Below are 12,117 nucleotides of genomic sequence, written 5' to 3'. Positions count from 1 at the left end.
AAGCGTATGCGCGCGGGCGCAGTAGCGTTCCGTCCATGAGACTCGGAGTCCTCGACGTCGGTTCGAACACAGTGCACCTGCTGGTGGTGGACGCCCACCCCGGCGCCCGCCCGCTGCCCGCCCACTCCCACAAGGCCGACCTGCGGCTGGCGCAGCTCCTCGACGCCGGGGGCGCCATCGCTCCCGGCGGCGTGGAGCTGCTCATCGCGACCGTGCGGGACGCCCTGGCCGCGGCCGAGGACAAGGGCTGCGAGGAGGTCCTGCCGTTCGCGACGTCGGCGGTCCGCGAGGCGACGAACGCCGACGCCGTGCTCGCCCGGGTCAGGGACGAGACCGGTGTCGACCTCCAGGTCCTCACCGGCGAGGAGGAGGCGCGGCTCACCTTCCTGGCCGCACGCCGCTGGTTCGGCTGGTCCGCCGGCAAGCTGCTCCTGCTCGACATCGGTGGCGGCTCGCTGGAGATCGCGTACGGCATCGACGAGGAGCCGGACGCGGCGGTCTCGCTGCCGCTCGGCGCGGGACGGCTCACGTCGGGCTGGCTGCCCGGAGACCCGGCCGAGGAGGCGGACGTACGGGCGCTGCGCCGCCATGTACGCGCCCAGATCGCCCGTACGGTCGGCGAGTTCAGCCGCTTCGGCAAGCCCGACCATGTCGTGGCCACGTCCAAGACCTTCAAGCAGCTCGCCCGGATCGCCGGCGCCCCCGGCTCCGGGGAGGGGCTCTACGTCGACCGCCTGCTGACCCGCAGGTCCCTGGAGGAGTGGGTCCCCAAGCTCGCCGTCATGACCGCCGACCAGCGGGCGGCCCTGCCGGGCGTCTCCGAGGGCCGCGCGCCGCAGCTGCTCGCGGGCGCCCTCGTGGCCGAGGCCGCGATGGACCTCTTCGGCGTCGACGAGCTGGAGATCTGCCCCTGGGCCCTGCGCGAGGGCGTGATCCTGCGCCGCCTGGACCACCTGCCGGAGGAGTAGCCGCCACCACCGGCCGGAGGAGCACCCGCCCCGAACGGCCGCCACGCGCGCGTGAGGCGCCCGGTCCGTCCACGCGCGCGTGCCCCCGGCCCGCCCCCGAGCGACCCGCCCACGCCCCCCACCGTGACCGGAACCACCTCCCCGGTCCCGGCCCCGCCCCGTACCCTGTCCTTCGTGGCAGAACCAGTCGTGCGCATCCCGGATGCGAAGGTCGCGCTGTCGACGGCCTCGGTCTATCCGGAGTCGACGGCGACGGCCTTCGAGATCGCCGCGCGCCTCGGCTACGACGGCGTCGAGATCATGGTGTGGACCGACCCGGTCAGCCAGGACATCGAGGCCCTGCGCCGGCTCTCGGACTACCACCAGGTCCCGATCCTCGCCGTCCACGCGCCCTGCCTCCTGATCACCCAGCGCGTCTGGTCCACCGACCCGTGGGTCAAGCTCCAGCGCGCCCGGTCGGCGGCCGAGCGGCTCGGCGCCTCCACGGTGGTCGTCCACCCGCCGTTCCGCTGGCAGCGCCAGTACGCCCGCGACTTCGTGACCGGGATCTGGCGGATGGCCGACGAGACGGACGTACGGTTCGCCGTCGAGAACATGTACCCCTGGCGGTACAAGGACCGCGAGATGCTCGCGTACGCCCCCGAGTGGGACGTCACCAAGGACGACTACCGCCACTTCACGGTCGACCTCTCGCACACCGCCACCGCCCGCACGGACGCCCTCGCCATGATCGACCGCATGGGCGACCGCCTCGGCCACGTCCACCTCGCCGACGGCAAGGGCTCGGCCAAGGACGAGCACCTCGTGCCCGGCCGCGGCAACCAGCCCTGCGCCGAGCTCCTGGAGCGCCTGGCGCTCACCGGCTTCGACGGTCACGTGGTCATCGAGGTCAACACCCGGCGCGCGATGTCGGCGGCCGAGCGCGAGGCGGACCTCGCGGAGGCCCTCGCCTTCACCCGCCTCCATCTGGCCTCCGCCACGGCCGCGAGCTCGACCGGCTCCGCCAGGTCCACCGGCTCCGGCTCCTCGTCCCGGCCCTCCGGAGCGCCCCGCCCATGACCGGACCGGCCGCCCCGCGCCGTCGCGGCCGTCCCTCCCGTACCGAGGAGGAGAGCGGACCCGGCGCCCGCGAGCGCATCCTGGAGGCCGCCCGCGCCCAGTTCGCCGAGCGCGGCTACGACAAGACCTCCGTGCGCGCCATCGCCAAGGCGGCCGGCGTGGACCCGGCGCTCGTGCACCACTACTTCGGTACGAAGGACGAGGTCTTCGCCGCCTCGATCGAGGTCTCCTTCGAACCCGCCCTCGTCCTCCCCGCGATCCTCGGCGGCCCCCGCGACGGGATCGGCGAGCGCCTCGCCCGCTACTTCATCGGCGTCTGGGAGAACCCGGTCAGCCGCGCCCCGCTCCTCGCGATCGTCCGCTCCGCGCTGACCCACGAGGCGGCGGCGAAGGTGCTGCGCACCTTCGTCCTGCGCCGGCTCCTGGAGCGGATCGCCGCCGACCTCGACGTACCGGACCCGAAGTTCCGCGCGGAACTCGCCGCCTCCCACATGATCGGGATCGCGATCCTGCGGTACGTCATCCAGGTCGAGCCGCTGGCCTCCGCGGACCCGGAGGAGATCGTGGCCCACGTGGCCCCGACCCTCCAGCGCTACCTCACGGAAGCCTGAGCGGACCCTGACCGGGCCCTGACCGGATCCCTCGGGGGAGCCTGACCGAAGGCTGAACAGCGCGTCCGGCATCCGGACACGCCGTCCAGATCTTGGGCGGTCGGCGTACGCTCGTACCAAGCACCCCCATCATCACTGAGCATCACTGAGGAGCGAGCGACGATGCCCGAGCTGAGGTCCCGCACAGTCACCCACGGCCGCAACATGGCGGGCGCACGCGCCCTTATGCGCGCCTCCGGTGTACCCGGCGCGGACATCGGCCGGAAGCCGATCATCGCCGTCGCCAACTCGTTCACCGAGTTCGTCCCCGGCCACACCCACCTCCAGCCGGTCGGCCGGATCGTCTCCGAGGCCATCACGGCGGCCGGAGCCATCCCGCGCGAGTTCAACACGATCGCCGTCGACGACGGCATCGCGATGGGCCACGGCGGCATGCTGTACTCGCTGCCCTCCCGCGACCTGATCGCGGACAGCGTCGAGTACATGGTCGAGGCGCACTGCGCGGACGCCCTGATCTGCATCTCCAACTGCGACAAGATCACCCCGGGCATGCTGAACGCGGCCCTGCGCCTGAACATCCCGACGGTCTTCGTCTCCGGCGGCCCGATGGAGTCCGGCAAGGCCACGCTGGTCGACGGCACGGTCCGTACGCTCGACCTGGTCGACGCGATCTCCGACGCCGTGAACGACAAGATCTCGGACGAGGACATCCTCCGTATCGAGGAGAACGCCTGTCCGACCTGCGGGTCCTGTTCCGGCATGTTCACCGCCAACTCGATGAACTGCCTGACCGAGGCCATCGGCCTCTCCCTCCCCGGCAACGGCTCGGTCCTCGCCACCCACACCGCGCGCAAGGCGCTGTACGAGAACGCGGCCCGCACGGTCGTCGACATCACGCGCCGCTACTACGACGAGGACGACGACTCCGTCCTGCCGCGCTCGATCGCGACCCGCGCGGCCTTCGAGAACGCCATGGCCCTGGACATCGCCATGGGTGGCTCGACCAACACGATCCTGCACCTGCTCGCCGCCGCCCAGGAGGCCGAGCTCGACTACGGCCTCTCCGACATGGACGCGGTCTCGCGCCGCGTGCCGTGCCTGGCCAAGGTCGCCCCGAACGTGGCGCCCGGCGGCACGTACTACATGGAGGACGTCCACCGCGCCGGTGGCATCCCCGCCATCCTCGGCGAGCTGTACCGCGCCGGCCTGCTGAACGAGGACGTCCACACCGTCCACTCCCGCTCCATCAAGGAGTGGCTGGAGACCTGGGACGTGCGCGGCGGCTCCCCGTCCGAGGAGGCCGTCGAGCTGTGGCACGCGGCCCCCGGCTGCGTCCGCTCGGCGACCGCCTTCTCGCAGTCCGAGCGCTGGGACACCCTGGACACGGACGCGGCCGGCGGCTGCATCCGCGACGCGGCCCACGCGTACTCCAAGGACGGCGGCCTCGCGGTCCTGCGCGGCAACCTGGCCGTCGACGGCTGTGTCGTGAAGACGGCCGGCGTGGACGAGTCGATCTGGACCTTCGAGGGCCCGGCCGTCGTCTGCGAGTCGCAGGAGGAGGCCGTCGAGAAGATCCTGAACAAGCAGATCAAGGACGGCGACGTGGTCGTCATCCGCTACGAGGGCCCGCGCGGCGGCCCCGGCATGCAGGAGATGCTCTACCCGACGTCCTTCCTCAAGGGCCGGGGCCTGGGCAAGACCTGCGCGCTGGTGACGGACGGCCGCTTCTCGGGCGGTACGTCGGGCCTGTCGATCGGCCACGCGTCGCCGGAGGCGGCGTCGGGCGGCACGATCGCCCTGGTCGAGGACGGTGACCGGATCCGTATCGACATCCCGAGCCGCGGGATCGAGCTGCTCGTCGACGACGCGACCCTCGCGGCCCGCCGAGAGGCGCTGGGCGGCGTCTACGCCCCGAAGAACCGCGTGCGCAAGGTCTCGGCCGCGCTGCGGGCGTACGCGGCGATGGCGACGAGCGCCGACAAGGGCGCGGTCAGGGACGTGTCGAAGCTCGGCTGACGCGCCACAGCTCGGAAAGACGGAGCGCGGGGAGCGGCCCGAAAGGCCGCTCCCCGCGCTCCTCGCTGTCCGGGGTCACGGGGTCACGGGGTCACGGGGTCACGGGGTTCACCACCCCGCCGGATCCCGCCCGTCCACCGCGAAGACGGACCCGTCGGGCGCGGTCCCGAACACCTTGTCGCCGACGACGACGGGCGCGGGCACCGTTGCCGCGTACCCGAGCCGCCCGTCCCGCAGCCGGGGCCCGGTCTGCCCGAGCAGGGCCCCGCGCCCGGTGTCGACGGCGAGCAACCGCCCGTCGGCCACGGAGAAGTAGAGCCGCCCATCGGGCCCGAGCACGGGCGCCGACATGTTCCCCGTCGCCGTCTCCAGCTCCCAGAGCACCCGCCCGCCGGCGGTGTCCAGCGCGGTGAGGCGGCCGGTGGTGTCAAGGAGGTAGGCGGTGTCGCCGGCCACGACGATCCTCGGGTCGTCCAGCGGGTACGGCAGGGCGGCACGGCGTGCGGAACCGTCGGCCGGGTCGTACCGGACGAGGGCGTCGGTCCGGCTGTCGGCGTTCGACGACCGCAGGAACACCACGCCCTCGCCGCTCGTGCCCACGGGTACGAGGTCGCCCGCGAGCCGCGTCCGCCGGACGACCTCGCCGGTCTCGGGGCGCAGGGCCCCGAGCGTGGTGCGGGCGGCGCCGCCCGTGGTCTCGAAGACGGCGACGAGGCCCGAGCTCTCGTCGTACGGGCCGAAGAGGGGCGCGGTGAAGCCGGCCAGGGCGCGGCGCCAGAGCTGCTTCCCGGTGTCCCCGTCGACGGCCCGGACGGCCGAGGTGGAGGTCGGGTAGAGCAGCGTGTTCCCGGCCGCGTTGGCGCCTTCCTGGCGTGCGGCGGCGCCGGTGTCCCAGACGGGAGCGCCTCGGTCGGCGGAGTACACCCGCAGGGTTCCGTCGTCCGAGACGGCCCCGACCAGGCCGCCGAAGGGGAGGGGGGCCGTGACCTGTGCGCCGGGCGCCCCGGGCCGGGACCAGAGCACGCGGCCGGTGGCGGGGTCGAGCCGGGCGAGCGGGACGCCCCGGGCCGAGCAGTAGAGCGCGTCGGCCGCGGTGACGCACGCCGGGGCGCCGTTCTTCCCCAGCACGGTCTCCCAGCCGTCGAAGGAGGCTGCCTCCCCGACGGGCTGCGACCGGGGCGCAGGGTTGTCGCCGTCCCCCGCGCGCAGGGCCACGAACGCGCCCCCGGCCGCGAGGACCACGAGCGCGGCGGCGACCACGACCGACGGCCGGACCAGCCGCCTCCGCCGGGTGCGCGGCACCGAGGCCCGTACGGGCGTGTCGGCGTCCCACGCCCCCGAAGCGGGTGACGCGTCAGGGAGCGGGTCGGGCAGCGTGAGCGGCCGCCGCTGGGCGGGTATGAACGCCGCCGCCTCGTACGACGGAGGCTGCAGCGCCGCCATGATCTCGGCCGGAGTCGGGCGGTCCGCCGCCTCCTTGGCCAGACACCGCGCGACGAGCGGAGCGAGCGCGTCCGGAACCCCCGTCAGATCCGGCTCGTCGTGGACGACTTGGTACGCCACGATGTACGGGCTGTCCGAGTCGAACGGCCCGTGCCCGGTCGCCGCGTGCACCAGGACGGAGCCGAGCGCGAACACGTCCGCCGCGGGCCCGACCTCGCGGGGCCGCTGGAACTGCTCGGGCGCCATGAACGGCGGCGAGCCGATCAGCTTCCCGGTCTCCGTGTGCAGATCGCTGTCGACCGGCCGGGAGATGCCGAAGTCGATGACCTTCGGCCCGGTGTCGGTCAGCAGCACATTGCTCGGCTTGAGATCCCGGTGCACGACACCGGCCCGGTGGATGTCGCGGAGCGCCTCGGCAAGGCCGGCCGTCAGCCGGCGCAACTCGGCGGGAGAAAGCGGCCCGTTCCGCTTCACCTGGTCGGCGAGCGTCGGACCGGGCACGTAGAGGGTGGCCATCCAAGGGCGCTCGGCGTCGGGATCGGCGTCCACGACGGGTGCGGTGAAGGCGCCGCTCACCCGGCGCGCGGCGGCCACCTCCTGGCGGAAACGCGCCCTGAACTCGGGGTCCTCCGCGTACTGTCCGTGCACCACCTTGACCGCGAGCCGCAGCCCGGAGGCGGAGGTGGCCAGATGCACCACGCCCATGCCGCCCGCGCCGAGGCAGGCCTGGAGACGGTACTCACCCGCGTACTCGGGCTCTTCCGCTTCCCGGTCGGCACCGGTCCTGCGCAACGGCGGCATCGCCCACCCCCGTGTGGTTCCGCTCGACTTCGCGCGCGTGCGCGACGCACGGAGCCTAGTCGATGGCGCACGGGATGTCGGTGGGGCTTGCTAGCCTGCGCGTCGCGGAGAGTGAAAGTCATCGGAGCGCTTTTGCGCCAACGGGGGAGAACACGATGGGCATGGACAAGACCGCAGCCGGAACGGAACAGGCCGGGGTGTCGACGATGGGCGCGGTGCGCTATCCGGTCGCCCCGGGCTACCGCGTGAACGTGCGCTCGGGCCCGGGCACGCAGCACCGCATCGTGCGGACGCTCGCCCTGGACGTCCGGGTGCCGATCCTCTGCCAGACGACGGGCGAACGCGTCAGCGGCCCGTACGGCACGACGAACATCTGGGACAACATCGCGGCCGGTGAGTTCATCTCGGACGCGTACGTGAAGACGGGCAGCGACGGCTTCGTCGCCAAGCGCTGCGGCTGACGCCTTCCGTCCCCTCTTCCTGGGGATCCGGGATAATCGACACGTGAGCGACGAAGACCAGACCGCCAAGCCGACCGACACCGGCGCCGCAGGCACCGCTGCTGTTCCCGCGGGGCCGCAGCCCGAGGAGATCCGTTTCTTCGGGACGACCTGGGTGGAGCACGACGGGCAGTACGGGCTCCGCCGCGCCGGCGTCGCCCTCGGGGCGCTCGTCGCCGCCGCGGCGGGCTGCTTCGTCCTGCGCTTCGCCTACCAGGGCCTGGAGATCGCCGAGGTCGGCGGCTTCGTGAACATGCTCGTGGTGCTGATGTTCGCGATCTGCAGCGCCATCGCCTTCCGCAAGACCTGGGAGGGCTTCGTCCGCCGCCCGGCCGACCCGGCCCGCGAGGACTCGCTGCGCAGCCTCAAGATGATCGGCTTCATCGGCTCCCTCCTCGCCTACTTCTTCCGCTGTTTCATCGAGGCGCCGGGCGAGAAGCTGCGCCGCACCGAGTACGAGACGGCCCGCAAGCAGTACGAGAAGCGCCGAGGCACCCGTACGGGCAACCCGGCGGCCCGAAAGAAGCCCAAGCGCACGTAGTACGGGGACGCCCCACCCCTCCCTCTTCACCATCAGAGCCCCGGCCGATCCATCGGCCGGGGCTCTGATGCCTGCCCGGACGCTTGACGCTCCGATCCCCCAGGAGCATTATTCAACGCATGATGAATTACTCGGAAGGGGGCCCGGCCCCAGCGATCTCCGCGCACGCCCTTACCGTCGTACGAGGCGACCGCACCGTCCTGCGCGGCCTCGACTTCACCGTCCCCCCGGGCAGGATCACCGGCCTCCTCGGCCCCTCCGGCTGCGGCAAGTCCACCCTCATGCGCGCGATCGTCGGCACCCAGGCGAACGTCACCGGAACCCTCGAGGTCCTCGGCCGCCCCGCCGGCGACGCCGCCCTGCGCTCCCGCATCGGCTACGTCACCCAGGCGCCTTCCGTCTACGACGACCTCACCGTCCGCCAGAACCTCGACTACTTCGCCGCCGTCCTCCTTCCCGGCCGCGCCCACCGCGAAGAGCGCCGCGCCACCGTCGCCCGCGCCATCGACGACGTCGACCTCGCCTCGCACACCGACGCCCTCGCCGGCCGGCTCTCCGGCGGCCAGCGCAGCCGCGTCTCCCTCGCCGTCGCCCTCCTCGGGACCCCGGAAGTCCTCGTCCTCGACGAACCCACCGTCGGACTCGACCCCGTCCTCCGCCGCGACCTGTGGAACCTCTTCCACCGCATCGCCGCTGACCGCGGCGCCGCGATCCTCGTCTCCTCCCACGTCATGGACGAGGCCGAACGCTGCCACCGGCTCCTCCTCATGCGCGACGGCGACATCCTCGCCGAGGACACCCCCGAGGCCCTGCGCCGCCGCAACGACACCGCCACCGTCGAAGAGGCCTTCCTCCACCTCGTCGACGCCGCCGACGCCCGCGAAGCCGTACGCCTCCAGGAGCCCCAGCCATGACCAGCGCCCTCCCGTCTCCCACCACCACCCTTCCAAGGCCGCGCTTCGCGCCTTCTCTTTCTCGCACCCTCGCCACCGCCGCCCGCGTCCTGCGGCAGCTGCGTCACGACCCGCGCTCGATCGCCCTGATGCTCCTCGTGCCGTGCCTGATGCTCTTCCTGCTCCGGTACGTCTTCGACGGCAACCCGCGCACCTTCGACAACATCGGCGCCTCGCTGCTCGGCATCTTCCCGCTGATCACGATGTTCCTCGTGACCTCGATCGCCACCCTGCGCGAACGCACCTCCGGCACCCTGGAACGCCTGCTCGCCATGCCCCTCGGCAAGGGCGACCTCATCGCCGGCTACGCCCTCGCCTTCGGACTCCTCGCCATCGTCCAGTCCGCCCTCGCCACCGCCCTCGCCCTCGGCCTCCTCGGACTCGACGTCGTCGGCTCCCCCTGGCTGCTCCTCCTGGTCGCGCTCCTCGACGCCCTCCTCGGCACCGCCCTCGGCCTCTTCGTCTCGGCCTTCGCCGCCTCCGAGTTCCAGGCCGTCCAGTTCATGCCGGCCGTGATCTTCCCCCAGCTGCTGCTCTGCGGCCTCTTCATCGCCCGCGACCAGATGCAGCCCGTCCTCGAAGGGATCTCGAACGTGCTGCCCATGTCGTACGCCGTCGACGGCATGAACGAGGTCCTCCGCAACCCCGACATCACCGGCGCCTTCGTCCGCGACGCCCTCGTCGTCGCGGGCTGCGCCCTCCTCGTCCTCGCCCTCGGCGCGGCCACCCTCCGCCGCCGCACGGCCTGACCGCCCCTCGGACACCCGCACCGCGCGCCCCCGCGCGGTGCGAGGATGGCGACACGTATTCCTTCCGGCGAGGTGAACAGAGCCATGACCCAGACCGTCGCAGTCCTCGGCACCGGCAAGATCGGTGAAGCGCTCCTCAGCGGCATGATCCGGGCCGGCTGGCGCCCCGCCAACCTCCTGGTCACCGCCCGCCGCACCGAACGCGCCGAGGAGCTCCGCGCCCGCTACGGCGTCGAGACCGTCACCAACGCCGAGGCCGCCAAGCGCGCCGACACCCTCATCCTCGCCGTCAAGCCGCAGGACATGGGCCGTCTCCTCGACGAACTCGCCCCCCACGTCACCGCCGACCGCCTGGTCATCAGCGCCGCCGCCGGTATCCCCACCTCCTTCATCGAGGACCGGCTCACCACCGGCACCCCCGTCGTCCGCGTCATGCCCAACACCCCCGTCCTCGTCGACGAGGGCATGTCCGTCATCTCGGCCGGCAGCCACGCCACCCCCGACCACCTCGTGCACACCGAGGAGATCTTCGGCGGCGTGGGCAAGACGCTCCGCGTCCCCGAGTCCCAGCAGGACGCCGCCACCGCCCTCTCCGGCTCAGGACCGGCCTACTTCTACTTCCTCGTCGAGGCCATGACCGACGCCGGCATCCTCCTCGGCCTGCCCCGCGCCCAGGCCCACGACCTGATCGTCCAGGCCGCCATCGGCGCCGCCGTGATGCTCCGCGACAGCGGAGAGCACCCGGTCAAGCTCCGCGAAGCCGTCACCTCCCCGGCCGGCACCACCATCAGCGCCATCCGCGAACTGGAGAACCACGGCGTACGGGCCGCCCTCATCGCCGCCCTGGAAGCGGCCCGCGACCGCAGCCGCGAACTCGCCAACGGCAACGGCTGACGTACGCCGGTGGCGAGGCCGCCCTCGCCACCGCGCCCGCCTTCCGTCACCCGGCGGGCATCAACCCGATCGCCCGATAGGCCCGGTCCACCAACGGCCGGGCCATCCCCCGGGCCCGCTCGGCTCCCTCCCGTAGAACCTGATCCACATACCCCGGATCGGCCGCCAGCTCCGCATGCCGCTCCCGCACCGGCCGCAGCAGCTCCGCCACCGCGTCCGCCGTGTCCCGCTTCAAGGATCCGTACGACTCATATACACCGGCCAGGGCTTCCGGGTTCCCACCCGTCGCGGCCGCCAGCACATCGAGCAGATTCGCGACCCCGGGCCGGCCCTCCCGGTCGTAGGCGACATCCCGCCCGCTGTCGGTCACGGCCCGCATGATCTTCCGCCGAACGGTCTCCTCGTCGTCGAGCAGATAGACGATCCCGGCCCCGTTCTCGTGCGACTTCCCCATCTTCGAACCCGGGTCCTGCAGATCCATCACCCGAGCCGCCACCACGGGATGCGTCGCCTTCGGCACCGTGAACACATGCCCGTACCGCTGGTTGAACCGCACCGCCAGATCCCGGGTCAGCTCCACGTGCTGCGTCTGGTCCTCACCGACCGGCACCTCGTCGGTCCCGTAGGCCAGGATGTCCGCCGCCATCAGCACCGGATACGTCAGCAACGACAGCCGCACCCCATGCCCGGCCGCCACCGCCCGCGCACCCTTCTCCTTGTACTGGATCATCCGCCGCAGCTCGCCGTCCGTGGCCGTGCACTCCAGCAGATACGAGAGCCGCGCGTGCTCGTCCACATGACTCTGGACGAAGAGGGTGCACAGCTTCGGATCGAGGCCCGCGGCCAACATCAGCGTGGCCGCCTGCCGACTGAGCCGCCGCACCCGCGCCGGATCGTGGTCCACGGTCAGCGCGTGCAGATCCACGACGCTGAACAGCGAGTCCGACGCGTGCTGGTCCACCTCGACCCACCGCCGTACGGCCCCGAGGTAGTTGCCCAGGGTCAGATGGCCCGTCGGCTTGATCCCGCTGAAGATCCGCTTCATCGCGTCGTTCTCCCTCTCCGATGTGCGCCGACCCGTCGGCCGCACTCCCGGAGGGGGATACGCGAACGGCCGCCGAGTCGGCGGCCGCTGAGTGCATGCGTCTAGTGGGGCCGCCGGGTCAGGCGGCCCACCACTGAGTGGTGTGCGCATGCGTGGTCATACGGAGAGGGTACGCCCGAGGACCGGGGTTGACATGGGATTCCCTGCTCCGTAGTGTTCTCCGAGTTGTCCGACGTGAGCACCGACTCCGGTCGGCCCCGGACAGCGATTCCGCAAGATCCATTTGAAGCTGACGGCGCTTCGTCGCGTCGTCGTGCTTTCCGTGCGTTTTTGCGAAATGAGGAATCCGCGTTCGAAGGTTTGAGCGCGAGCCGCCCGATTAGCGTCGGGGGCAAGGAATCCGCTAAAGTCTCACTCGTCGGAACGGCCCAACAGCCGCGAGGACAACCCACTCTGACTGGGAATCAGGCCCGAAAGGATCTGATAGAGTCGGAAACGCAGGAAGGCCGAAACGGGAAACCGAAGAAGCCGGAAAGC

11 protein-coding genes are annotated in these 12,117 nt (G+C 72.0%); 9 read left to right on the top strand and 2 right to left on the bottom strand.

Translation table 11 applies throughout. The features are described 5' to 3' along the window. Window positions 1–35: 35 nt before the first annotated feature. From AB0F56_RS31030 to ilvD, 4 genes are all read left to right on the top strand, one after another. Window positions 36–968 (top strand): Ppx/GppA phosphatase family protein, encoded by a 933-nt coding sequence (locus AB0F56_RS31030; RefSeq protein ID WP_362015647.1) that lies wholly within the window; start codon window positions 36–38, stop codon window positions 966–968. A gap of 174 nt (window positions 969–1,142) precedes the next feature. Continuing rightward, entirely contained in the window at window positions 1,143–2,027 is an 885-nt protein-coding gene (locus tag AB0F56_RS31025) for a sugar phosphate isomerase/epimerase (protein WP_362015645.1), read from the top strand. Continuing rightward, the gene (locus tag AB0F56_RS31020) at window positions 2,024–2,638 is read left to right on the top strand and encodes a TetR family transcriptional regulator (RefSeq protein WP_362015642.1); all 615 of its coding nucleotides are present in this window, start codon (window positions 2,024–2,026) and stop codon (window positions 2,636–2,638) included. Before AB0F56_RS31025 ends, AB0F56_RS31020 begins: the two co-directional genes overlap by 4 nt. Window positions 2,639–2,800: 162 nt before the next feature. Beyond that, window positions 2,801–4,654 carry a dihydroxy-acid dehydratase gene (gene ilvD, locus AB0F56_RS31015; RefSeq protein ID WP_362015640.1) on the top strand — a complete coding sequence of 618 codons (1,854 nt, stop codon included), beginning with the start codon at window positions 2,801–2,803 and terminating at the stop codon, window positions 4,652–4,654. A gap of 108 nt (window positions 4,655–4,762) precedes the next feature. Here the strand turns inward: ilvD and AB0F56_RS31010 are convergent, their stop codons facing one another. Next, the gene (locus AB0F56_RS31010) at window positions 4,763–6,898 is read right to left on the bottom strand and encodes a PQQ-binding-like beta-propeller repeat protein (RefSeq protein WP_362015639.1); all 2,136 of its coding nucleotides are present in this window, start codon (window positions 6,896–6,898) and stop codon (window positions 4,763–4,765) included. 161 nt (window positions 6,899–7,059) lie between these two features. On the opposite strand from AB0F56_RS31010, the gene AB0F56_RS31005 reads away from it, so the two are divergent. From AB0F56_RS31005 to proC, 5 genes are all read left to right on the top strand, one after another. Then, window positions 7,060–7,359, top strand: coding sequence for a peptidase (locus tag AB0F56_RS31005; protein ID WP_362015636.1), 300 nt, complete (start codon window positions 7,060–7,062; stop codon window positions 7,357–7,359). A 130-nt stretch (window positions 7,360–7,489) separates the two neighbouring features. Further along, window positions 7,490–7,939 (top strand): hypothetical protein, encoded by a 450-nt coding sequence (locus AB0F56_RS31000; protein ID WP_362015849.1) that lies wholly within the window; start codon window positions 7,490–7,492, stop codon window positions 7,937–7,939. 119 nt (window positions 7,940–8,058) lie between these two features. Then, on the top strand, window positions 8,059–8,853 hold the full coding sequence (locus AB0F56_RS30995) for an ABC transporter ATP-binding protein (RefSeq protein ID WP_362015634.1): 795 nt from the start codon (window positions 8,059–8,061) through the stop codon (window positions 8,851–8,853). Beyond that, complete coding sequence (locus AB0F56_RS30990) at window positions 8,850–9,641, top strand: ABC transporter permease (protein WP_362015631.1); 792 nt, start codon at window positions 8,850–8,852, stop codon at window positions 9,639–9,641. The genes AB0F56_RS30995 and AB0F56_RS30990 overlap by 4 nt, the downstream gene beginning before the upstream one ends. 84 nt (window positions 9,642–9,725) lie before the next feature. Next, window positions 9,726–10,535 (top strand): pyrroline-5-carboxylate reductase, encoded by an 810-nt coding sequence (gene proC, locus AB0F56_RS30985; RefSeq protein ID WP_362015629.1) that lies wholly within the window; start codon window positions 9,726–9,728, stop codon window positions 10,533–10,535. A 46-nt stretch (window positions 10,536–10,581) separates the two neighbouring features. Here the strand turns inward: proC and trpS are convergent, their stop codons facing one another. Beyond that, complete coding sequence (gene trpS, locus AB0F56_RS30980; RefSeq protein WP_362015626.1) at window positions 10,582–11,580, bottom strand: tryptophan--tRNA ligase; 999 nt, start codon at window positions 11,578–11,580, stop codon at window positions 10,582–10,584. Window positions 11,581–12,117: the final 537 nt, after the last annotated feature.

Origin of the sequence: Streptomyces sp. NPDC026092, assembly GCF_040638605.1 — a bacterium.
Taxonomy (GTDB): Bacteria; Actinomycetota; Actinomycetes; order Streptomycetales; family Streptomycetaceae; genus Streptomyces.
The sequence above is the reverse complement of the archived record's forward strand: the minus strand, read 5'-3'. Positions and strand labels throughout refer to the sequence as shown.

What these genes read in the sequence shown, in the direction of transcription:
- proC (WP_362015629.1), top strand. Translation starts at nt 9,726, where the DNA reads ATGACCCAGACCGTCGCAGTCCTCGGCACCGGCAAGATCGGTGAAGCG.
- AB0F56_RS30995 (WP_362015634.1), top strand. Translation starts at nt 8,059, where the DNA reads ATGATGAATTACTCGGAAGGGGGCCCGGCCCCAGCGATCTCCGCGCAC.
- AB0F56_RS31020 (WP_362015642.1), top strand. Translation starts at nt 2,024, where the DNA reads ATGACCGGACCGGCCGCCCCGCGCCGTCGCGGCCGTCCCTCCCGTACC.
- ilvD (WP_362015640.1), top strand. Translation starts at nt 2,801, where the DNA reads ATGCCCGAGCTGAGGTCCCGCACAGTCACCCACGGCCGCAACATGGCG.
- AB0F56_RS31010 (WP_362015639.1), bottom strand. Translation starts at nt 6,898, where the DNA reads ATGCCGCCGTTGCGCAGGACCGGTGCCGACCGGGAAGCGGAAGAGCCC.
- AB0F56_RS30990 (WP_362015631.1), top strand. Translation starts at nt 8,850, where the DNA reads ATGACCAGCGCCCTCCCGTCTCCCACCACCACCCTTCCAAGGCCGCGC.
- AB0F56_RS31005 (WP_362015636.1), top strand. Translation starts at nt 7,060, where the DNA reads ATGGACAAGACCGCAGCCGGAACGGAACAGGCCGGGGTGTCGACGATG.
- AB0F56_RS31030 (WP_362015647.1), top strand. Translation starts at nt 36, where the DNA reads ATGAGACTCGGAGTCCTCGACGTCGGTTCGAACACAGTGCACCTGCTG.
- trpS (WP_362015626.1), bottom strand. Translation starts at nt 11,580, where the DNA reads ATGAAGCGGATCTTCAGCGGGATCAAGCCGACGGGCCATCTGACCCTG.